This is a genomic window from Winogradskyella pacifica (assembly GCF_003386275.1).
Taxonomy (GTDB): Bacteria; Bacteroidota; Bacteroidia; order Flavobacteriales; family Flavobacteriaceae; genus Winogradskyella; species Winogradskyella pacifica.
In genome coordinates, this window is the sequence record NZ_QREI01000004.1 from 327,305 (window position 1) to 348,310 (window position 21,006).

Annotated in this window: 23 protein-coding genes and 1 riboswitch; of the genes, 8 read left to right on the forward strand and 15 right to left on the reverse strand. The window is 33.4% G+C overall.

What is annotated here, in order from left to right:
- The 6 genes from DFQ09_RS10975 to DFQ09_RS11000 all read right to left on the reverse strand — a co-directional run bounded on the left by DFQ09_RS10975 (position 1) and on the right by DFQ09_RS11000 (position 7,077).
- Positions 1–1,788, reverse strand: a complete 1,788-nt coding sequence (locus DFQ09_RS10975; RefSeq protein ID WP_245940351.1) for a TonB-dependent receptor plug domain-containing protein — start codon at positions 1,786–1,788, stop codon at positions 1–3.
- Positions 1,789–1,870: 82 nt separating this feature from the next.
- Positions 1,871–2,098, reverse strand: a riboswitch (cobalamin riboswitch).
- 250 nt (positions 2,099–2,348) lie between these two features.
- Positions 2,349–2,828: a DUF4625 domain-containing protein gene (locus DFQ09_RS10980; protein WP_115810250.1), complete on the reverse strand. Its 480-nt coding sequence runs from the start codon at positions 2,826–2,828 to the stop codon at positions 2,349–2,351.
- Positions 2,829–2,883: 55 nt separating this feature from the next.
- Complete coding sequence (locus tag DFQ09_RS10985) at positions 2,884–3,666, reverse strand: DUF4625 domain-containing protein (protein WP_115810373.1); 783 nt, start codon at positions 3,664–3,666, stop codon at positions 2,884–2,886.
- 59 nt (positions 3,667–3,725) lie between these two features.
- The gene (locus DFQ09_RS10990; RefSeq protein ID WP_115810252.1) at positions 3,726–6,095 is read right to left on the reverse strand and encodes a TonB-dependent receptor; all 2,370 of its coding nucleotides are present in this window, start codon (positions 6,093–6,095) and stop codon (positions 3,726–3,728) included.
- Positions 6,096–6,345: 250 nt separating this feature from the next.
- Positions 6,346–6,639, reverse strand: coding sequence for a hypothetical protein (locus DFQ09_RS10995; protein ID WP_147298346.1), 294 nt, complete (start codon positions 6,637–6,639; stop codon positions 6,346–6,348).
- Positions 6,640–6,687: 48 nt separating this feature from the next.
- A complete protein-coding gene (locus tag DFQ09_RS11000) occupies positions 6,688–7,077 on the reverse strand; it encodes a MerC domain-containing protein (RefSeq protein ID WP_115810256.1) in 390 nt (129 codons plus the stop codon).
- 123 nt (positions 7,078–7,200) lie between these two features.
- Between DFQ09_RS11000 and DFQ09_RS11005 the strand changes: the two genes are divergently transcribed.
- Positions 7,201–7,575, forward strand: coding sequence for a Fur family transcriptional regulator (locus DFQ09_RS11005; protein ID WP_115810258.1), 375 nt, complete (start codon positions 7,201–7,203; stop codon positions 7,573–7,575).
- Here the strand turns inward: DFQ09_RS11005 and DFQ09_RS11010 are convergent.
- From DFQ09_RS11010 to DFQ09_RS11035, 6 genes are all read right to left on the reverse strand, one after another.
- Positions 7,572–8,597, reverse strand: a complete 1,026-nt coding sequence (locus DFQ09_RS11010; RefSeq protein WP_115810260.1) for a cytochrome-c peroxidase — start codon at positions 8,595–8,597, stop codon at positions 7,572–7,574. The two genes, DFQ09_RS11005 and DFQ09_RS11010, sit on opposite strands and share 4 nt — an antisense overlap.
- A 73-nt stretch (positions 8,598–8,670) precedes the next feature.
- Positions 8,671–9,537, reverse strand: coding sequence for an MbnP family protein (locus DFQ09_RS11015; RefSeq protein WP_115810262.1), 867 nt, complete (start codon positions 9,535–9,537; stop codon positions 8,671–8,673).
- A 41-nt stretch (positions 9,538–9,578) separates the two neighbouring features.
- A complete protein-coding gene (locus DFQ09_RS11020; protein ID WP_147298347.1) occupies positions 9,579–9,893 on the reverse strand; it encodes a hypothetical protein in 315 nt (104 codons plus the stop codon).
- A 76-nt stretch (positions 9,894–9,969) separates the two neighbouring features.
- Positions 9,970–11,958 (reverse strand): TonB-dependent receptor plug domain-containing protein, encoded by a 1,989-nt coding sequence (locus DFQ09_RS11025; RefSeq protein WP_115810266.1) that lies wholly within the window; start codon positions 11,956–11,958, stop codon positions 9,970–9,972.
- Positions 11,959–11,960: 2 nt separating this feature from the next.
- Positions 11,961–12,884: a hypothetical protein gene (locus DFQ09_RS11030; protein ID WP_115810268.1), complete on the reverse strand. Its 924-nt coding sequence runs from the start codon at positions 12,882–12,884 to the stop codon at positions 11,961–11,963.
- 301 nt (positions 12,885–13,185) lie between these two features.
- Positions 13,186–13,551: a hypothetical protein gene (locus DFQ09_RS11035; protein ID WP_115810270.1), complete on the reverse strand. Its 366-nt coding sequence runs from the start codon at positions 13,549–13,551 to the stop codon at positions 13,186–13,188.
- 244 nt (positions 13,552–13,795) lie between these two features.
- Here DFQ09_RS11035 and DFQ09_RS11040 point away from each other — a divergent pair, with 244 nt between their 5' ends.
- Complete coding sequence (locus DFQ09_RS11040; RefSeq protein ID WP_115810272.1) at positions 13,796–14,743, forward strand: bile acid:sodium symporter family protein; 948 nt, start codon at positions 13,796–13,798, stop codon at positions 14,741–14,743.
- Between the two features lie 44 nt (positions 14,744–14,787).
- Here the strand turns inward: DFQ09_RS11040 and DFQ09_RS18915 are convergent, their stop codons facing one another.
- Together DFQ09_RS18915 and DFQ09_RS11045 are read right to left on the reverse strand one after the other, a co-directional pair.
- Positions 14,788–14,940, reverse strand: coding sequence for a hypothetical protein (locus DFQ09_RS18915; RefSeq protein WP_181897170.1), 153 nt, complete (start codon positions 14,938–14,940; stop codon positions 14,788–14,790).
- Positions 14,941–14,953: 13 nt separating this feature from the next.
- On the reverse strand, positions 14,954–16,315 hold the full coding sequence (locus DFQ09_RS11045; protein ID WP_115810274.1) for an NAD-dependent succinate-semialdehyde dehydrogenase: 1,362 nt from the start codon (positions 16,313–16,315) through the stop codon (positions 14,954–14,956).
- Positions 16,316–16,510: 195 nt separating this feature from the next.
- Between DFQ09_RS11045 and DFQ09_RS11050 the strand changes: the two genes are divergently transcribed.
- Genes DFQ09_RS11050 through DFQ09_RS11060 form a run of 3 tightly spaced genes read left to right on the forward strand, consistent with a single transcriptional unit; the run spans position 16,511 to position 17,402 of the window.
- Positions 16,511–16,843, forward strand: coding sequence for a YtxH domain-containing protein (locus tag DFQ09_RS11050; RefSeq protein ID WP_020896114.1), 333 nt, complete (start codon positions 16,511–16,513; stop codon positions 16,841–16,843).
- 3 nt (positions 16,844–16,846) lie between these two features.
- A complete protein-coding gene (locus DFQ09_RS11055; protein ID WP_115810276.1) occupies positions 16,847–17,194 on the forward strand; it encodes a hypothetical protein in 348 nt (115 codons plus the stop codon).
- 1 nt (position 17,195) lies between these two features.
- Positions 17,196–17,402, forward strand: coding sequence for a DUF6327 family protein (locus tag DFQ09_RS11060; protein ID WP_115810278.1), 207 nt, complete (start codon positions 17,196–17,198; stop codon positions 17,400–17,402).
- A gap of 20 nt (positions 17,403–17,422) precedes the next feature.
- Here DFQ09_RS11060 and DFQ09_RS11065 read toward each other — a convergent pair whose 3' ends face one another.
- The gene (locus DFQ09_RS11065) at positions 17,423–18,445 is read right to left on the reverse strand and encodes a helix-turn-helix domain-containing protein (RefSeq protein ID WP_115810280.1); all 1,023 of its coding nucleotides are present in this window, start codon (positions 18,443–18,445) and stop codon (positions 17,423–17,425) included.
- A gap of 289 nt (positions 18,446–18,734) precedes the next feature.
- Between DFQ09_RS11065 and DFQ09_RS11070 the strand changes: the two genes are divergently transcribed.
- The 3 genes from DFQ09_RS11070 to DFQ09_RS11080 all read left to right on the forward strand — a co-directional run bounded on the left by DFQ09_RS11070 (position 18,735) and on the right by DFQ09_RS11080 (position 20,845).
- Positions 18,735–19,169, forward strand: coding sequence for a hemerythrin domain-containing protein (locus DFQ09_RS11070; RefSeq protein WP_115810282.1), 435 nt, complete (start codon positions 18,735–18,737; stop codon positions 19,167–19,169).
- A gap of 284 nt (positions 19,170–19,453) precedes the next feature.
- Positions 19,454–19,903 (forward strand): ferritin-like domain-containing protein, encoded by a 450-nt coding sequence (locus DFQ09_RS11075; protein WP_115810284.1) that lies wholly within the window; start codon positions 19,454–19,456, stop codon positions 19,901–19,903.
- Positions 19,904–20,140: 237 nt separating this feature from the next.
- Entirely contained in the window at positions 20,141–20,845 is a 705-nt protein-coding gene (locus DFQ09_RS11080) for an SOS response-associated peptidase family protein (protein ID WP_181897171.1), read from the forward strand.
- Positions 20,846–21,006 lie beyond the last annotated feature (161 nt).

Here is a 21,006-nt window from a genome sequence, read left to right on the forward strand (position 1 = left end):
TTAAAATTTTAGATGTAAATAGAAGTTGAAATTCCGCCCAGGCATTGGTCGGTTGAGAACGCTTTCGTAAGATTCGTTCCAAAAATTGAGTATTTGTGCACCTAGCTTATAGTTGCGTTTTTTACCAAGCGTATATTCGGCTCCCAAATTAGCCACCATATAGCTGTCCAAAATATGTTCGGTAGCATGGTCGGTAGTTGTAAAGACTTCATCATTATTGAGGTATTGGTAATAAGCTGAAATTCTTTTGTAATTGTAACCCACTGAAGACGTGAATTTGTAAAACGGCACATAAATTAACTGCTTTCCTGTTTCTTTATTCTCTGAAACCGTGTATGCAAAAGTTGCAGAACCTGTGAATTTATGATTTCCAAATGATTTTTGAAGTGTAACGACCGATTCTAATCCGTAAATTTCAACCTTATTCGTGTTTTCTGGTCTGAAAATACCTGAATTATCAGGAACCCAACGCAACAAGTTTTCGACATAATTATAATAACCAGTTAACGAAACGGATAGGTTTTTAAAGTTGAAATTATTGCTGATTTCACCTTGATAAGAGGTTTCGGGTTTTAAATCCGTATTTCCAACGCCTTGCCAATACAGATCATTATAAGTCGGGATTCTAAAATTCCTGGACGTGTTAACCTTTAATTGATAAACGTCGGTGAGTTTAGCACTAAAACCTGCAGAATATAAAAGTGGATTCCCATACTGCTCATTGGTTTCTTGACGCAATCCTAATTCGTATAAAAATTTTTCTGAAAGCACATGTTTAAAACTCACTAAAGCAGCAGACAAATTGCGGGTTTCTGAAGCAATATTAGAACCACGACCATCATTGTGTGTGTAATTAAGTCCAGCGGTAAGTAACATTTTATTAGACAGAGCGTAATCTAGTCCGTATTTAGCTATAAAACTAGTGACCTTTCCATAGGTGTAAAAGTCATTATCAATGTTTCCAAAATAGCGGTATTCTTCGGTGGTGCTGGCTACTTTAAGATTGGATTTAAATGCACTAAAATGACTTTCCCATTCTATTAATGAGCGCGTGTTGAAATCTGTATATTTTGTTTTTAAAGCATTTGGTGTAGGTACCGAAAAATTCCGTCTACCGTCATATATATTAGCAAAAACTTTAAGTGTGTTATTTGAATTCAATTTTGAAGTCCCTGCAAAACTGACATTAGTATTGTGGTATTGGCCATTAATATTGATGCGGTCGGTTTCGGGATACGGATAATTATTATCAGAAGCATTTCTTGCAATACCTAAAAGCATGCTGAATTTCTTTGAGGAATAATTGGTTTGGTAATCTATTCCGTAGGTGTTAAACTCACCATAATTAGCAAAGAGCTCATTATGAAATCCTTTGTTAAAGCCCAATTCATTTACTAAATTAATAGAGCCTCCAATAGCGCCACTGCCATCAGCAACACTAGAACCTCCTGGTTTTATTTCTATTTTGTTATAACCACGTGTATTTATGGTGTTAAAATCAGTTTGCCCAGTGGTTTGTGAGTTAATATTAATACCGTTCCAAAGTACTGAGGTTTGCGATGCTGTAGTCCCTCGAAACGACGGAGAAGAAACCATGCCTAGACCATTTTCCTTAAAATAAACGGTACTATTAAAGTTTAGAAAATTGGTTAATGAAGCTTGGTTTTGTTTTAGAACACTGTCTTTAACTACAATAACGTTTCTAGTGTATGTAGAATCTTTAAGTTGATAAGCAATAAGACGTACCTCTCTCAAAGCCGTTATAGAGTCGGTTTGCGAATGAAGCATAGAACAAAAACCTATGCAAAACAAAATGGTGCATACAAAATATCTCATAAACCCGATGCCTTTTACCCGAAAGCGGTTGTGTTAATTGTTGGTAAAATTGGCAGGTCTCCTGACTCATGTCCTACTAATGGTCCTTCCCATTCTAAAAGAACAGTGGATGTTGAAGATTTTCATTAGAGGCATCCCAAAAAGGGACTAAACTTACAGTTGCGGGAACAGTTCAGGATTATTAAGTTAATAACTATTTTACCTGATTCCCTTTTAATCATATCTATAATACATAGACATAAACCAATAGAGGACAAAGGTAGATAATTGTATTCTATTTTAGATAAAAACACCTTCTTATTTAGTGTAAATATTGAAATTGTTTGATGATAGATTAAATGCCTTTTTGGAGGCATTTTTAGATCTCGATTATAATGGGTAAATCGTCGTGAGTAGAAGAATTTTTACATAAAAAAAACAGTGCCAGTATGTGGTTTCTGGCACTGCTAAAAAACATCAAAAATCTAACCCAATTTTAATGTAATTGTTTATGTCTTTTAATAGGTAAATATCTAATCAATGATTTTTATATCAACAGAAGTTCTGCTTTGCCAACCTGTTTCATCGGTTACTGAATATGAGCAATGGTAGTCTCCTGTGTCTATATCATCTGGGATAGTGATACTGATGTTAATCTCATAAGTTGATAATCCACCTTCGATTTCAAAATTTTCCATGTATATGAATGGATTTACGGCTCCTTTTATCGGCTCTAAATCACAAGTTTCTCCTTGATCATCATGAGTATGGTGATCAAAATTATGGTGAATGTCTAAGCTATATGAAGCCAGTGCTTTGTTGTCTGCAACCTGTGCTTTAAAGATATAAGTTTCCCCTTTTAGGAGTTGTTCGCAAGCTTGCGGAAAACCTTCAGCGTAATTAATACTTATAGTAGGCTTTTCTTCATCGATAGTATTACTGTCGTCGCTAGAACATGAAGTAAAGAGTACTATGACTAAGATTAAATTAAAATATTTGGTAATCCATTTCATGGTAAAAAGTTTAAAACCGCATAGTATGTGCGACACTATGCGGAATAATTAATGTTTAAGATGCTGTAACATCAATATGTGTTTCGTAAGCTTTAGTGTTTCCATCTTCATCTTCAACAGTAAAAGTTATATGATACTCTCCTGCAGGTGCAGTTGCTGGGACATCAATATGCTCGTGGAATTCTACGTCTGTTAAGCCATGATAACCTTCTGAGAATATGATTTCAGAATCCCATTCTACTTCACCAGCACCAACAGGAAGACCGTGCGCATGGATATCTACTGTAATATTGTGAATGCCATTAAGTGCATTAATCATAAATTCAGCATGAAAATCGCTCCCTTTAGCTGCAGCAGCATCCACAGAGAAACCACTTAATATTATGGAATCTAAAACCTCTAAATGCCCTTCGATTGCTGTACTATTTCCAAGCTCATCAGTAACAGTTAATTCAATGTGGTATTCTCCAGAAGGAATATTAGTTGGTACATCTACATGTTCATGAAATGTAGGATTGATGACTTGATAATTACTCCCTGAGTATTCTTGGAAAAAGTCCCACTCAACTTCACCATCAGCTAGAGGTAAATCGTGAGCATGGATCGAAAGCGTAATACTACTGACCACAGCTTCTGCATTTATTTCGGCTTCTAAATGAATGTCTGATCCTTTAAAAGCAACCTGATCTGTAGAGTGTACGCTGCCTTCCCCATATTCAAAATTAGTTATTTCTGGAGCATTAAGACTAGGTGAACTAGCGTCATCATCACTGCTACATGAGTTTAAAAGGATTCCGAAAAACGCGATAAGCGCTAAAAATTTAAAATTTGATTTCATAAGTTTTGTTTTTGTGTTCATAATGTTTGTGTTCATGGTTTATAAATTATTTATGGTTATTAAAAGGATTGTGTGAGTGCTATAGAGATGTTTCTTCCGGCTTCTGGCACATCGATTAAGCGGTAAAAACTCGTATGGTCGTAATAATTAGTATTGAAGACGTTATTGAGTTTAAACTTTATTTCCAATGCTTTCTGAGTTTTAAAGACATCTATTTGTGTGAGTAATGCCATGTTTAAGACTTGGTAGCCCTCAGTTTGTTCTTCTGGTGGTACAATCTCATCTTGTGCTGCCGTAATTCTGTAATCGGCCCTTAGTTGAGGTTGTTTAAAAAAGAGAGCATCTTTAAACTGATAGTTTGCAGAAAACAATCCGGATAATGGTGGAGAAAATGGAATAGTAAAACCTTCTTTTGGGCCACTGGTTTGTTTAGAGTAGACGTATTCAGCAGAAGCATCTAATTTTAAATTAGGAATAACACTTGTACTCGCTCTTAATTCTCCACCTGCTCTAAATACCTTGTTTTGTGTGTATTCGTAAATTTGTAACGTCTCATAATAATTTGAAGTCGGATTCAGGTAAATAAAATTTTCGAAGAAATTGACGAATGGACTAACTCCGATGCTAAAACCCTTTGTGGTGTGGTCGATATCAATATCTAATTGATAAGATTCTTCAGGGTCTAAATTAAGGTTGCCTTGCTCATAACGGTACATGTGATAATTCACGCCATCTGAAGCTAATTCATTAGGTAAAGGCATTCTAAAACTTTTTCCTGCATTTATTTTAAAGGTGGTATTGTTTAGAATATAACTTAAGCCTACAGAAGCGCTCACATTTCCAAAATTGAGCGTTTTGTTTTCGGCTCTTTGTAAATAGACATATGAGGTAGAACCATTAGCATTATTGATGGTGGAAGGGTACCAATCAAAATAAGACTTACTATGTATTTGTCCAAAATCATAACGAACTCCAGCTAAAAGATGTAAATCTGAATTGATTTTAAACTGATCAAAAGCAAAAGCACCAATTGTAAATCGGGTGTATTCGGGTATTAAAAATCCCCAACCACTTATAGTATTATGCTGAAATTCTACATTTACACCAGTAACCAGATTATGCTTATCATTAGATTTAAAACTATCCTTTGCATTTAGGGTAAACGTATTTTTATGAAACCCACGTTCTTTGCTATCTGAAGGTGTTGGCATATAACCGTGCGGTATTGGTTCGGAATGTTCCTCTCTTAAATTATTTTGAAAACCGAAATCGAGATTAATACTGTGTTTATCTAAAGCTATTGACGTGTTATTCGTGATTTTAAAATGGTTCACTTTATGATAAGGCAGATCAATATCTCTATTAGACTGGTCGTAATCAATGCGCGATGTTCTCACTTCTAATCCATGTGCATTAGCGAAAAAGCCATTTTTAGCATTGACGTTGCTAATTGTGGTTTCTGAGGTTATGCGGTCTGAAATATACCCGACACTTATACTAGCGTTAGCTTCTTTTCCTGCGGTGTTACGTAGATTATTGTCGTGTAGCGTAAAGATGTAATTTTCGTAATTTATTTGGTCTGTAGGAACTTTATAATCGCCATAATCTCTATAGGTGAGGCGTCCACGGTAAAACCATTTCTCTTTTCTGGCTTGGATTCCTGCTGAAATCCCTAATAAATCATTGTTGCTTTCTCCTAAGACATTCACTTCACCACTAAAGGAATTTGCAAGCGGTATTTTATTTGGTTGAATATCTACAACACCAGCAATAGCATCAGAACCATAAACCAAAGAAGCCGGTCCTTTTACAATCTGAATAGTTTCAATGCCATATTGGTCTATTTCTAAACCATGATCATTTCCCCATTGTTGTGCTTCGTGTTTTATACCATTTTGTACCACTGCAACTCTATTAAATCCTAAACCTCTAATGACAGGTTTAGATTGTCCGGAGCCAATTTTAATAGTACTTACACCCGGAATTTTACTTAGGGTTTGCATCAAACTATTTTCTCTGTTGGTAGTAAGAAATTCTTTAGAGACCAATTGAGAAACTACAGGCGATTCTTTATGTTCTCTCTTTTTAGTTTTTCCGTTGACCTTTATTTCGTTGAGTTCGGTGGTAGATTCCTCTAATAAAATTTTAAGGTTTTCGCTATTTGAGCTTGCTTTTATAGTAATTGTTTTAGAAGCGTAACCTAAATGCGAAACCGTAAAGGAGTAGATGCCTTCAGTAACATTAGGAATGGTAAATGTTCCTGAAGCAGATGAAATCGCATGAAGATTTTCGCCATTAATAGTGGCACCTTCGATGGGTTGTAAAGTGTTTTGGTTTATTACGGATCCTTTTATTTGAAAAGAATTCTGTGCAATAGCGATTGTGCTTAGGCTAAAAAATAGCCATAAACTCAGGGTTTTGTATAACATAATATGATACAATAAGATTTGTAGGATTCGTCAAACGGACGACCCATTATAAAATCTATTTGGTTTGAATGAAATCGGATTTTCTATAACGAATCAAATGATTTAAATAGCTAAAGTTTTAGAGCTTCACTATGGAAGAAGACGTCTAAACGCATTAAATCATGGGGTCTCTGAGTATCTCGATATTGAAGCACATAATTCTAAAAATGGAACTAATGCTTCAAAAGCTAAAAGGTATATAGAGAGAGACTTATAGTGAAAAGGGAGGAGGTCTAGACAGTAGTTGACTAGAAGTAATCGTCTTATGAGTTACAAAACTGTAAGCGTTAAAGTTGTCTCTAACGATGACCAATTCTGTGTTTTTAATGTAAAACTCTTGTGCCTCTGGAGTTAGGATAGGTATTACATTATTAATTGTAGCATAATCACAAACCTCACAATGTAACTCTTGGTCCTTGTCCTCATCGTGAGTTAAGGCGTGAAGCCCAACCATTTTTAAGGAAAGAAAAAGTATAATAAAGAAGTATGTGATGCTGTTCTTCATTTAATAATTAAAATATTTACGTTTTTAAATTTGTTTAGTAAGTTTTAATTAGTGGTTTTGCTTAGTCGCTATGCGTAATAATTTCCAATTAGCATAATGTGCTAAAGCGAGTAAAGTTGCACCTATAACCGTATTACTAACCTCCCATAAATGTGTAAAGTGAAGTCTGCCTATAGCTATAAAAGCAAACCCTAATAAAGCAATCTTTAAAGGTTTGGTTTTATGGTGAATTGTTTTATAACTTGGCCAAAGCGAGGTTAATAAAAACACAATTCCTAAACTTATGAATACCCACTCAATCATTGGATTATTTAAAAAATATAAGCTACTCAATGAAGAGAACGAAAGTAAAATAGGGAATATAGCACAATGAATGGCGCAAATTAAAGAGCTTGAAAGTGCTATTATATCTAGGGTATTATTTTTTATTTTATTCACTTTACTAAACGTTAAAGAATTTAAAAGCGACTACGTCGCATTACTGTGTTTTGCAAATATATTATTTATTTATAATATTGCAATGTTGTTGCAATAAATTATTGCAAATAAATCGCATTAACAATGAAAAGAAGAAATACACCGACTAAAGAAGCCGTTTTAAGTGTAATCACTAAAGCCGGACAAGCTATGAGTCAGGATGCGATTGAAGGCGAAATTTCTATTGATATTAATAGAGCAACAATCTATCGTGTGTTAAATCGTTTTTGTGAGGATGGTGTGTTGCACAAAGTTATTGCAGAAGATGGTAAACAATATTTTGCCTTATGCGATGGTTGTGATGAAACACATCAAATGCATCAACATTTTCATTTTAAATGTACGGTTTGTGAAACATTAGAATGTCTTCCTAATGAAGTTAATTTTTCGATTCCAAACGGTTACCATGTAGAGAACGTAAATTGTGTTTTAACAGGAGTGTGTAAAAAGTGTTCTTAATCGTTAAGACCTAAAAATTCAACATCACTTAGGGTTTTCATAAAAGCAATTAAGTCTGTTTTTTCCTGTGGTGAAAGTGGTATTCTGTTGTTATTATCTTTTAAAATAGGATCTAAATTATCAGCTTCTAAAACACCAGTATCTAAATAATTGAGCACATCTTCTAATGTTGCAAATTGTCCGAAGCTACCGTAAGGAGCAGTATATTCTATATTTCTTAAACTAGGCACCCTAAAACGCATATAATCTTCAACAAGACCTGTAATTCTGGCACGTCCTCCTTCTTCAGGGTCTGGATTTATAGGAAATCCGATATTTCTAAAGCTTTGATCCGTGAATAGTTCTGTATTATGACAGCTGATACATTTATCTTGAAAAACAGCGTAACCTTGCGCTTCACTTATTGTAAATGTTTCACCTTCATTGCGTTTTACTTTATCGTATTTACTGTTTGCCGAAATTAAGGTGTATTCATATTGTGCAATACTATTATAAATACCATCAGCGGTAATACCTTCACCTTCAAATGCTTTATTAAAAAGCTCCATATAAGATGGATCTGTTTCAAGTTTACCTATCACTTCTAAAATTGAAGAATCCATTTCTTCATGTGTAATAATAGGTACTAATGGCTGATCTTCTAATTGAAGTTTATTGCCGTCCCAATTATAAAACTGCATAAACGCCATGTTTTGTACAGGTGGCGCATTACGAAGTCCTATGCGGCCTTCGATTCCTATTCCTTTAGGATTATGATCTGCAAAAGCACTTTCTTGAATATGACAACTCGAGCACGAAATCGTGTTATCTGCACTCAATTGTTTGTCAAAAAATAGTTTTTTCCCTAATTCAACACCAAATTCTGTAGGTGTATTAGTGTATACTGAACTGTTGAATTCAGGAAAATCAATAGGAATATTTAATGATATTTCCGGATTGTTATAAATAACACGTTCAGAATCATCGTTATTACAACTCGTAATTAGCAATACTATAGCGATATGTCGTATGAGTTTTTTCATGAAAATATAGTATGAAACTAGTAAAAAGAGTCGGCTAGAGGTAGGCCTCATAACCGACTCATTAATTTTAGATTTAGTTTTCTACAGATGTAATAGAAAACATTCCTGTAACATCTGTTGTACCGTTACCTCCAATATTCTCTACAAACTTCATCATTTCAGTAGCTGTATGAGCACTTGGTGTTGCGTTGTTCGAAATATCTTCAGTTGAAACCAACGTTACTGTGTGGCTATTTCCACTTAAGAAATAATCAAAATCAGCTTTGATAGCAATTGTTGGTGCACTATTACCAACAGTTGCAGTAGCAGGTAGACTTAATGTAATATCTCTATAAGCATCGACTCCTTGTGTGAAATTTTCTTCGTCACCTTCTAAAGTACTTCCAGAATGGAAAGACAACTCTTTATTATCTGTATCATAGAACCCTTCAATTTTAGTAAAACGGTATCCTGTTCCCCATTCCCAATGCATTTCAGTATCATTTGAGCCTGCGTTATCATAAAACGTTGGAAAGCTAACTTGATCTAAAGTATTTAAGTCTGATCTTACACCTAAACCAAATTTAATTTCTGTATAATCTCCAACAGGAATATCACTTAAAACGTAGCTTAAAGTTTCTGGTTTTGCTTGGTTAACCACCGTTGCACCTGTATCTAAATTGTTGACGTTATAAGGAATTTCAGTACCATTAGCTTTTATAAGACGAATGTTACTGACTACGTATTTTAATTCAGAAAAATGGTGAACTTGTCCTGCATCAGAAGTATTAACGGTAGCTTCTGCAGAAGTTGCTGCACCAAGGACAATAGGCGTACTGTTAAATGTATTGCTGAATTCTAAAGTCACATTGTTTGCTACACGGTTGTCGTCATCAGAACTACAAGACATAAACGCAACAAGTACTGCTGCTGATAACATATATTTTTTAAGATTTTTCATTTTTTAAATTTGTAATAATTGGTAATTTGTTTTAAATAATATTAAGTGCGATTAAAACCCTCTGTATATATTGGCGGTGGCACCAGTATTTCTAAATAGGGTTCGGTATGCTGAAATTCTTTGTAAATCACCAATTCCCTCTTTTTTGAGATTTTTGGAATTTTTAATTCAATTTCGAAATTTGAACTGAATGCCAAATCAAAATTTCTTGTATTAATAATTTTTTCTGAAGGGGTATCTTCCGTTTCTTGTAGTTCTTTTGTTAAATGACATTTACCATTACATTGTAGTTCTGGTTTGCTTTTATTGATACAAAATTGTTCTATAATGGCTTTTTGGTTGAGTTTAAAGTGCATAATAACGACGGCTTGCTGCGAAACAACAAACAGAAATATAAGGGTCATTATGAAACTAAAAACGCTGCGCATCTCTTTAGAAGTTGAATTTTAAAGACGTGAAAATATTACGTCCCATTCTCGGAATGTTTCCCCAATCGGCATAAGTACTGTAGTATGCATTCAATACATTTTCTGCCCCAACTTGTATAACGGTTTTATAATCTTTAATGCGGAAGGTGTAATCTGCAGATAAATTCCAAATGGTATAAGAAGGTGTTTGGTCTTCACCATATTCTGGACTGTAATGGATTTGTTCTAAATCTCCATTTATCGACGTTTGAAAGCTTAGATTATGATACTGATAATGAAGTGCTGTTTGATAGCTTAAAGGCCTAATAAATGGCAAGTTATTTTCGTTTTCATCCTTTCCACGTGCGTAAGTTAGAACGCCTTTCCAGTGTAAATTGTCTAAAATGGAATAACTTCCATTCAGTGAGAAATTGAATAACGTTGAATAATCCAAAGACGTGTAGCCTTTAACACCAATAGATTGATAATTCATTGGGCTACCTAAACTTAATATCCGACCAATGATATAATTCTCAATGTAGAAATAATTCACACTAGCTTGAATACTAAATTTATCATCTTTATAACCAGCACTAGCACTGCCTTCGTATGATATTTCATTTTCAAGATCAGGGTTTCCAATATAATCGTAACGATCAAAACTATTATAAATGTAATAGCCATAACCTTCGGAAACCGATGGTGCTCTGTGACCGTAACCACCTCCTACAGAAAAATTAAAGTTATTGATATCTAATTGATAACCTGCGTGTAAACTAGGTAATAGTCTCGTTTTTTCTTGTGGTGTGCCTGGGTGAAATATCCAGTTGAATTCTACATATTTCGAATGGTTGTAATTGACTCCCAAAGAGGCACCAAAATTCAGTTGACTTTTCTCAGATATTTCCCAGGAGTTGTTGATGGAAAGTCCGGCAAAAGTCGTTGTAACTCCAGGCCAACTGTAAGCAAACATGCTACGCTCACTTCGGTCTTGAGGATACATGCGCATTTCGGCTGTAGATAAATTATTATAAGCGTTTAGTTGAATTTCAGAGCTAAAACGATTCTTTTTAATATTCGCTTTAGAGAGCAAACCATAAGTGGTGCTCCAGCCTGGCATATCCATATGGACCAAGTTTTCAGGACGTGTGGTATCATCCATATAATGTTCAATAGCATTAAAATAAATCTTAGTATCTAAGGCTCTGAATAAACCCTTTTCAAAGACTTGTTTGTATGTTGCTGAGGTGATTAAGGCACGCGATAACCATAAATCCATGGGTAAAGCAGGATAGCCAACATCATTAGCTTGGTCATAGATTGCTTCTAACTTTACAGAAGATAACTCACTTGTTTTATAGGCTAATCCCAAAGACGCATTGAATTTAGTGAATTGTGAATGCTCAACGTCATCATTATTTCCGTCACTATAATTTCCGGCATTTCGGAATGCTAAACTTCCATCGACGACAAATTTATCACTAGAATAAGAGGTGTTCGCTAAGTTGAAAAACTGCTTATTATTAAATTCAAAACCTGTTTGGTAAGCGCCATCCCATTGCTTTGATAAGCCAAAAGGTGTGCTTTTTCGTTTTAAATCAATACTTCCGGCAACGGTTGCACCATGCATATTACCTTCTTGCCCAGATTTAATATCAATCGCAGACAAATTATTACTCTCTACATAAGAGGTAATAGGATCCATTTTATCTGTACACGCACCAAAAACGTGCATACCGTCAATGGTAATTGTAGAGCGTTCCGAACTCATATTGTTTAGTAACGGTTCCCATGCATATGCACCGCGTTTTATAAAACTGATATTTTCTGAAGACGCTAAAAACTCATCGACGGAAACGGCCATTTTCATGTCTGTTTCAATCTTCTTTTTAACTACAGATACTAATTTTACTTCGCTGAGTGCTATAATGCTGTCTTTCTTTTTTTCTGTGTTTTGTGCATGGATGAACAATCCGGCAAAAAGCAATAGTATAAGGGTTAGGAATTTCATCATTATTAGAATAATATATCGATATATAGTTCGCTTCTTGCTCCTTCAATTCCTGGTGTGAATTCGGTAGATACTTCTGTGCCTTTTAAAATTTCACCAAATTGGTTTTGCAACCTGAAATTTAAAGTCCAGTTTCCCGTCATAGTATAATTGACGATTCCATAATATAAACCATCTTCTTGCTGAGTTAAATCTTCATTGTTTAAAGAGGAATGATTTCCCATTGAGGGTTCTGGCATTCTTGGATCTAATAATAAGGTGTAATCGGCGACTTCAGAATATGAAAACTGAGAAGCATCAGGAAAAGTACCAGCGTCATTACTAGGTGGATTGTATGTGTAGATGCCTGCAACCAATTCATTTTGTGCAATTTTGGGTTTCTGTGGTGCTACTAAAGCGATAAAATATTGCTCACCATCACTTCCTGTAAAGGAGGTCATGTTCAAATTCATATTAGTTTGCGCTTCTACAATAATATCTTGGTCAACCGTGTATGTTTGGTCATTGTCGGTAAATGAGAGGTATAGTTTCCAGTTTTCTAAATCGGTACTTTCATTGGTGAAGACAGTGTAGCCAGAATAATAATCCTCTGTGGAATTATAATTTAAATTATAACGATGTGGACCCGAAGAATTATTACCATTATAATTAGTGCTAATAGGTAAGAATGTGATTTCTGACGTATTTAAACTTTCGTTAGTTTGAGTGTTGATGATTTTTAAACGGAAGTCATTGTAACCTTTATAGAAGGTTCCGTTTAAGGCTTCAATACTAATCTGATAATCATTTTTAATGACGGACACAACTTCGAGATATTCAAAATGCTCTGTAACTACAGTGCTTATTTCAGATTCGTAATCGGTTTTATCTAGTGTACACGATGTAACCGCAACCAGAATTGCAGCCACGAGAAAAATGCTTTTCTTCATCACTTATAAGTGTTTTATTTAAAAAAAATAAGATGTAGCTGCAGCTATTTTAATACTTAAACGCTGTTTAAATAGTAACAATATTAGTATCAAATTAGGTGCGTAGAAAGACAGAAATTACTGTTAGTTTCGCTACAAAGGAGACGTAGAAACCTTGTCCGTGTAGACTAGTAGATATAAAGCAAAAGTGTTAGATTATTAATTAGCTCTAATTAATGATCTATGGATGCAGTGTATAGGCTAATGATAAATCACTTAGCGACATACTAATTCTATAAGTTACAGAGGTTCTATTTTAAAATTAAGCGAGTGGAGGATGAAAGATAAAATTCATAAAATTGAATTTATAAATTTTATGATATGAAGTGTTTATTTTTGAATTTTCTTCTTTTACGATGCTATCTAAAGTATTAATAAAAATATCTTGAAAGAAAACAACTTGATGTTCCGTGGGAGAAGACTGGTTTTTATCGCTACTTTTTTCAGAATCGGAAACCTTGGCTAATTCCTTTTTTAAATAGCATTTACCATTACAACCCATTTCTGGGGTTTCTTTATTAACACAAAGTTCATTTTTAATGTAATCATAAAAAGCAGCATACTCCACAAATGGAATAGTAGGTTTTAAAAGCATAAATAATGCTAAAAAGAGTGTAGCTGTTTTCACATATCAAAGGTCTTTAATTATTTTAAAATTTCCTAATGTTTTTAAATTTGAAATAAGGGGTGTTATTTGTGCAAATGAAATATTCAGAAAGGATTACCTCTTTTAATTTATAAGGAATTTATAGTCGGAAGGTGTTATTTTAGCTTCATCACTACGAATTCAATTTTTTGACATTATTTTTAGAGCAATTCTTAAAAAGAGTCTTTAATTTCGCAAAGGGAATCAATGTGCCTAACAAACGATTATGAAGATTGATAAATTTGTCCTATTTATTATAGGAATTATAATACTAGCTTACTTTTTTCCGGAATGGGGAATTGAAAATAGCGAAATTCCTATCGACACTATTAGTGCCATAGGAATTTCACTTATATTTTTTTTCTATGGATTGAAATTACATTCAACCCAATTAAAAGCAGGACTTAAAAATTGGAAGTTGCATCTTCTGGTGCAAGGTTCTACGTTTTTAATGTTTCCGTTACTAGTGTTGCTACTGCGTCCATTTATTCAAAATGAGGAGCAAGAAACGATTTGGTTAGCCTTCTTTTTCCTGGCAGCATTACCATCTACGGTATCATCGTCAGTAGTGATGGTATCCATGGCAAAAGGAAATATACCAGCAGCTATCTTTAATGCTAGTATTTCAGGAATTATAGGTATTGCCGTTACGCCCTTGTGGATGGGGTTGTTTATAGATAGTACGCAAACCGATTTTGATTTTACCGATATCTACCTAAAGCTTATTATTCAGATTATATTACCTGTAATATTAGGATTACTCTTACAACGTTTTTGGGGTGATTTTGCTATTAAGCACAGTAGTAAATTAACGTTGTTTGATAAGTCTATTATCTTATTAATAATCTACAAAAGTTTTGCGGCATCGTTCTATAACAATATGTTTAGTGCGGTTTCACTTTTTGATTTAGCTTTACTTTTAATTGGCGTAATGGTGTTATTTATTATCGCGTTTTCGTTAACAGGTTTTATGGCTAAAAAGCTTGGTCTTAACAGAGAAGATAAAATAACAGCTCAGTTTTGTGGTACTAAAAAGTCATTAGTACATGGGACTGTTTTTTCTAAGATTCTTTTCGGTAATATGGCGACTATTGGTATTATTCTATTACCGCTGATGTTGTTTCATGCCATACAGATATTAATAATAAGTGTAATAGCATCAAAAAACCGGTAAAGTTTGGAGTTGCTCTACGATAAACTTATTCTAATCAGAGTTTATTAAAACCACTTGAAATGAATTCCTGAAATAGCTACAGCTGCAACTAAAATTAGTAATACAATTATTATAAACCACGCACCAAATTTAGTTTTCGTGTCTTTTTGAAATATATAATCTCTTGTTTTTTCTTCTTCGTCTTTTACAAATTTCATAATTTCTCTTTTTTTACTTGTTAATATAGGTTGTCTTAATGTTTACAAAGGCCAACATACCTTCTTTGGATAATTCACGACCATAACCTGAAATTTTTGTTCCACCAAAAGGTAGTCTAGGATCAGATTTTACCATCTCATTGATAAAAAAGCCACCATCTTCAATTTTTGAAACGCGTTTTGATGCCGCTTCATAATTTGAAGTAAAAACCATAGTTCCCAGCCCAAATTTTGAGTTTGCGGCTGCTTCGTAAGCGTCATCTTCCGTTTTTACTTTTATAATAGCGGCAACGGGCCCGAAAGTTTCTTCTTTAAATACGGGCATTTCAGTAGTTACTTTGGTTAGAATTGTCGGTTCGTAATAAGCTCCATTTCTTTTATGACCTTTTATGACTTTAGCTCCTAAATCAATTGATTGTTGAACTTGTTTTTCTAAAGTTTCTGCTAAATCTTCACGAGCCAAACAAGATATTGTGGTGTCTTCTTCTAATGGATTTCCATATTTTAAATCTTTTACCTTAGAAGTGAATTTTTCAATAAAGACATCATAAATATCTTCTACAACTATAAACCGCTTTGCTGCAATACAACTTTGTCCAGAGTTTTGCATTCTCGCTTTGACGATAGTGTCTATATATTTGTCTAAATCCGCATCTTTTAATATGATACACGCATTATTTCCGCCTAATTCTAAAAGCGACGGTTTTAAATTTTTACCAGCCAATTCTGCGATTTTTCGACCTGCTTTTTCGCTTCCGGTTAAAGACACTGCTTTTACAGTATCATTTCCCATAAGGTCTTCAATAGTTTCATGATCCGTTACAAGTGTTTGAAAACATCCTTTTGGGAATCCTGCATCTATAAATAGTTTTTCAATGGCAATAGCACAACCAGTAACATTAGAAGCGTGTTTTAAAAGTGCCACATTCCCTGCTGTTAATGTCGGGATTGCGAACCGAAATACTTGCCAAAACGGATAATTCCAAGGCATAATGGCCAATACACAACCCAAAGGATCATAACTTATAAAGCTTTCGTGCGCTTCGGTTTCAATAAGATCATCTTGTAAAAATTGTTCTGCATTTTTTGAATAAAAGTCAATGAGATAAATGCATTTTTCAATTTCAGCTTCACTTTCAAGAATTGGTTTTCCCATTTCTTCAGTCATTAGTTGACTCAAGTGTTGCTTGTTTCTGAATACTTCCTCAGCTAAATTTTGTAATAATTCTATGCGTTCTTCAATTTCAAGCTCTTTCCACGTTTTAAAAGTGGAGTCTGCCAATTCAAGTTTCTCTTTCAATTTTGATTTTGAATCTTGTGCATAGGTCTCAAGATGATTCCCATTAAAAGGGTTATATGTTTTTATAGATTTCATAGGCGTAGTTATCTTTCAAATTTAAATATATCAAGCAAAACGTGTTAATTCTATTACTAAAATGTTTGACGCTAATAGTAAATAGCATTTCAGCTAATATTGCTATCTAAAGAGTCAAATTGTAGCTTCTATTACCTATATCTTTGTATAACAGCAGCGTGCTGAAAATTAAAAATAATCATAAAAAATAATATCATGAGTAATAACGGAAATACAGTTTTAGGAATTTTGGCAGGAACAGCAGTAGGAGCAGTTTTAGGAATTTTATTCGCCCCAGATAAGGGTAGTGTAACACGACAAAGAATTGCAGATGAAGCAGCAACAAAAAGAGACTTAATGGCTGAAAAAGCAACTGAGCTTAGAGATTCTTTAGGTAATACTATTTTATCTCAGAAAGAAAACTTAGATGAGCAAGTAGAATACATTGTTTCTAATGCGAGTTATAAGGCAGAAGATGTGATTACCACACTTGAATCTAAATTAAGAGATTTAAAAGAAAAGAATAAAACTTTACAGAAAAAAGCATAATCCATGAGTGTATTTAATGATATAAATCACACCACAGAAAAAGCTTCTCATATTGGTGAGCGCTATATTAGAGCGTCTCACCAATATTTTAAGTTGAAGGTTTTTCAGCAGTTAACCCTGTCACTAAGTTTGGTGACTAAGGTTTTTGCTGTTGGTAGTCTTTTGTTTGCAGGATTGGTTTTCTTGTCTATTGCAGGAGCTATAGAATTGGGGAATGCAGTGAATAGTTATTCATTGGGATTCTTATTAGTTGGTCTTATTTACGTAGTGATTTCAATTTTAATCTATTTACTTAGAGCAAAATTCAACGCATATATTATAAAGAAAGTCGGACTTAAATTTTTTAATTAATATGAAAACATATACCACATTTAAAGATATAGAGCACGATTTAACGCGTCACAAGTTAGAGCGCGATATTGCCTGGGAGGAACTTAAACTCATTAAAACGGAGTATAAACAAGATTTAGAACCTCTAAATTGGATCAGTACAGCCTTAAAATTAACAGGGAAATACAGTTTTATCGCAATGATAAGAAACTGGCTTTTTAAGAAGTAAGTTATATAAGTTTGCTAAACCTAAACTTTAGCAACAATTTGCTTTTTAAACTCATTAGGCGAGAGGCCAAATTTTTCCTTAAATATTTTAGAGAAGTAACTTCTACTTGTAAAACCTATAGAATAAACGATTTGAGAAATATTTAAATCGGTTGTTTTCATTAGGTTTCTTGATTGTTCTAGTCGGATATGACGAATAAACTCAGTAACAGTGCGCTTATATATAAATTTAAACCCATCTTGAAGCTTAGCCTGAGACAATCCATAATCTATAGACAACTGGTCTAAAGAGTATTGTTTTGCAGGCTCTTTTTGTATAAGATCACAAATTTTCTTAATCGTCTTTAATTCCTTTTTTGAAACAGAGGTAGGCAGTTTTTTACCTTTAATTTGTCTATCGTGTTGTTGAATGTGTAATGAAAGAATTTCATACACCTTGGCTTCAATTTTTAAGATTCGAAGCATGCCTTTGGATTTAATCTTATGGATAGATTTAACATCATCAGCCATTTTTAAATTTAGTTCTCCAAAATGCGAAAATCTATTTTCGTGATCTGTATCTACAAAAACTTCGTATAGCTTTTTATTAAGAGACGACACATTTGTGGTCCGTTTCTTCATAAACTCTTTACGTACAATTTGAATAATATTGATTTGTAATTTTTCGTTTTTAGGAAAGTGTATATAATTAACACCTTCAGACTTATTAGTGAAAATTACAGATTGAAATTGCTCTGTCTTGTGTTCTTTATTTTGCACTCCAAACCGATGAGAAAAATAGCCTTGAAGGTTATACATAAAACGGATAGGGTTAAATTCTTCACCTTCAATTCTAAGTATAAATTCTTTATGAAATGTTATATTAAAATCTAAGAGATTAACTCCCCAATCAAAAGGAATATAAATGATTTGACCTTTAGCATTGGCGTTATCGATTGTCATGGTATATTCTCCCCAACGTTCTTCAATTTGACCATTTAAATCCTCACTAATTTGAGTAAGAATATCTCTTGTGTTTGTTGGGTTAATTACAATTTCTATCATATTGATGTTTGGCTAGTACTTAGTTGTGTAATTACCTGTTTTAATATTGTTTAAGTACAGATAACATGTTATAATAGTTGATAAGGTTTTTTGAATGCAATTGAATAATTGTAAAAATAGACGATTTAAAATCGATTTCACTTATAGTTTTTACAAAAATCAAAAATTCGTGCAACATTATCGTTGTGAAAGGTATAACAGTTAATTTTTCAACTATATGAGCAAATTATAGGGTATTTCTATAATTAACTTTGTTAAACAACATTTTAACCGCCAAAACGAAGAAATTATGAACATATATGAAGCTATTAGAAAAGATCACGATATTCAACGCAATTTGTTAGATAAATTAGTAGACACTTCTGGTGATACTAAAACACGACATGATTTATTTAAAGAATTACGTAAAGAACTAACGCTTCATGCTAATGCAGAAGAGCGTCATTTTTATAAACCTTTAATTCCAATCGATATGATGCAAGAACATGCGCGACATGGTATTGCAGAGCATCATGAAATTGATGAGCTTATTGAGCAGTTAGAAAAAACAGAAATGGATTCATCTGCATGGTTAAAAATCGCGAAAGATCTAAAGCATAAAGTAGAACATCATTTGGAGGATGAAGAGCATAGCTTTTTTCAACTATCTGGAAAAGTCTTTAATGACAAAGAAAAACAAACATTAGCCACAAAATATAATGCTTATATGGAGGAGCATAGGTAATATTATTTCTACTAAGAATAAAAGCTATCTTTTAAATTTAAAGGATAGCTTTTTTAATTTAAAAAGTGTTGATAGTGAGTTCTTTTCTAATGTGTTTGCCAAATTCTTCCCAAAATGTGTTAAGATTTTAACCTGTAATTAATTGCGTTAATTTCTTCAGTAATAGAATTAATCAACCTTTAAAAAGGTGACTATTTTTGAGTATCAATTAGTGCTAATAACACTATCGATGTAAAAAGGTAGGCATCTAATGAAAATTACCTTAAAATTAAAATCAAAAAAAAATGGCAACATACACAGAAGAAGTAGGAAATAAACTTAATGGTTTATTAGAGAAAAATTACGACGCAGAAAAAGGGTATAAAAAAGCTGCTGAAAACACAAAGCATACTGGATTAAAAACTTATTTCAGTAGAAAAGCAATAGAGAGAAAAACTTTTGGGCACGATCTTAAATCAGAGATCAGAGCGTTTGGTCAGGACGTAGATAAGGGAGGTAGTTTTACAGGATCAGCGCATAGGACATGGATGGACGTTAAAGCGATGTTCTCAGCCGATAATGAAGAATCTATGCTAGAGGAAGCGATTAGAGGTGAAAAAGCGTCAGTAAATGAATATGACGAGGTCTTGCAAGAGGCAAGTTTACCTAGCAGTACAAAATCGATCTTATTATCGCAGAAACATCAAATTGAAACGGATTTATCTAAAGTGAAATCTTTAGAAAATTTAAAGTAGATGTAATCTGCTTATTACATAAAATTAAAAGAGCGTATTCTACTCAATAGAATACGCTTTCTTTATTTTTAGATTGATGTATATTCTGTTTTCGGTACATATTTCGCATTTAAGAAAATTGATTTTTAGGGCTTCAAACAAGAATTCATTTTAATCTGCTTTTGTTTGAGGCAGTTTTTTAAGTATTCAGGATAATAATGATCAGTTATAATGACGTACTTGCTAATAAAAACGCTCATGTTCTATAAACTATCAAACACAACTGATTTATTAGATATTGAATCTGTTTTCAATGCACAGTTTAAATATCCTTTTCTTTATAATTCAGAACCTATAATTAATGGTTTATCTGAACAGTCATTACCTATTATTCGTATGAATAATCCACACGTTATTGAATATGCAATTTGGGGAATGTTGCCGCAGAATTACACTGATGGTTGGGGTAGTTTTCAAAATTTAACCAATACATTAAATATATCATTACACCAGATTAATCGGTTAGAGTGGATAAAAAGTAGCTTAATTAATCAACGCTGTGTTGTTATTGTATCTGGTTTTTTTACATCGTATTTGTATAACGGAGAGGTGTATCCATTTTATGTCTATTCAAAAAACCACGAACCCTTTGCGTTGGCTGGAGTTTATTCTAGATTATCGGATGGCTTTATGACGGTTAGTTTAATAACGTCAACTATAGAACACAAATTAAAACACGTGCACAACTTAGGTCAAGATTTTCCTATTTGCATGAATGCTCATGACTATGACGATTGGCTAAGTCTAGATTTGGATCTAACAACTGATGGTATTGAAAAAATTAAAAGAGAAAAATTAAAGGCACATACCATTTCAAAAGAATTTTACAAAAACGATATTGTCTTTGAATCTGTACTAGAACCAGCACATTATAGTGATTTGCCAATTCTTACAATAATTTAACTTATTTAAAATCGTCTGATTGCGTCAATAACTTCTGTTTTCGAGTCAAGCTTAGCGCCATTTAGAACATATCTTTGATATATATTAATAGTAACTTAAGTTTAATTACTTTTTTTAGTTTAGTATAGGTTGGTTACCTAGTGTTAAAGCGAGTTTTCGGT

Bases quoted from the DNA above. Each gene is read 5' to 3' on its own strand.
- DFQ09_RS11045 (WP_115810274.1), bottom strand. From the start codon at position 16,315: ATGAAATCTATAAAAACATATAACCCTTTTAATGGGAATCATCTTGAG.
- DFQ09_RS11020 (WP_147298347.1), bottom strand. From the start codon at position 9,893: ATGCACTTTAAACTCAACCAAAAAGCCATTATAGAACAATTTTGTATC.
- DFQ09_RS11010 (WP_115810260.1), bottom strand. From the start codon at position 8,597: ATGAAAAAACTCATACGACATATCGCTATAGTATTGCTAATTACGAGT.
- DFQ09_RS11025 (WP_115810266.1), bottom strand. From the start codon at position 11,958: ATGATGAAATTCCTAACCCTTATACTATTGCTTTTTGCCGGATTGTTC.
- DFQ09_RS11075 (WP_115810284.1), top strand. From the start codon at position 19,454: ATGGCAACATACACAGAAGAAGTAGGAAATAAACTTAATGGTTTATTA.
- DFQ09_RS10985 (WP_115810373.1), bottom strand. From the start codon at position 3,666: ATGAAATCAAATTTTAAATTTTTAGCGCTTATCGCGTTTTTCGGAATC.
- DFQ09_RS11015 (WP_115810262.1), bottom strand. From the start codon at position 9,537: ATGAAAAATCTTAAAAAATATATGTTATCAGCAGCAGTACTTGTTGCG.
- DFQ09_RS10975 (WP_245940351.1), bottom strand. From the start codon at position 1,788: ATGCTTCATTCGCAAACCGACTCTATAACGGCTTTGAGAGAGGTACGT.
- DFQ09_RS18915 (WP_181897170.1), bottom strand. From the start codon at position 14,940: ATGAAATTTGTAAAAGACGAAGAAGAAAAAACAAGAGATTATATATTT.
- DFQ09_RS10995 (WP_147298346.1), bottom strand. From the start codon at position 6,639: ATGAAGAACAGCATCACATACTTCTTTATTATACTTTTTCTTTCCTTA.
- DFQ09_RS11070 (WP_115810282.1), top strand. From the start codon at position 18,735: ATGAACATATATGAAGCTATTAGAAAAGATCACGATATTCAACGCAAT.
- DFQ09_RS11065 (WP_115810280.1), bottom strand. From the start codon at position 18,445: ATGATAGAAATTGTAATTAACCCAACAAACACAAGAGATATTCTTACT.
- DFQ09_RS11030 (WP_115810268.1), bottom strand. From the start codon at position 12,884: ATGAAGAAAAGCATTTTTCTCGTGGCTGCAATTCTGGTTGCGGTTACA.
- DFQ09_RS10990 (WP_115810252.1), bottom strand. From the start codon at position 6,095: ATGTTATACAAAACCCTGAGTTTATGGCTATTTTTTAGCCTAAGCACA.
- DFQ09_RS11005 (WP_115810258.1), top strand. From the start codon at position 7,201: ATGAAAAGAAGAAATACACCGACTAAAGAAGCCGTTTTAAGTGTAATC.
- DFQ09_RS11050 (WP_020896114.1), top strand. From the start codon at position 16,511: ATGAGTAATAACGGAAATACAGTTTTAGGAATTTTGGCAGGAACAGCA.
- DFQ09_RS11040 (WP_115810272.1), top strand. From the start codon at position 13,796: ATGAAGATTGATAAATTTGTCCTATTTATTATAGGAATTATAATACTA.
- DFQ09_RS11055 (WP_115810276.1), top strand. From the start codon at position 16,847: ATGAGTGTATTTAATGATATAAATCACACCACAGAAAAAGCTTCTCAT.
- DFQ09_RS11060 (WP_115810278.1), top strand. From the start codon at position 17,196: ATGAAAACATATACCACATTTAAAGATATAGAGCACGATTTAACGCGT.
- DFQ09_RS10980 (WP_115810250.1), bottom strand. From the start codon at position 2,828: ATGAAATGGATTACCAAATATTTTAATTTAATCTTAGTCATAGTACTC.
- DFQ09_RS11080 (WP_181897171.1), top strand. From the start codon at position 20,141: ATGTTCTATAAACTATCAAACACAACTGATTTATTAGATATTGAATCT.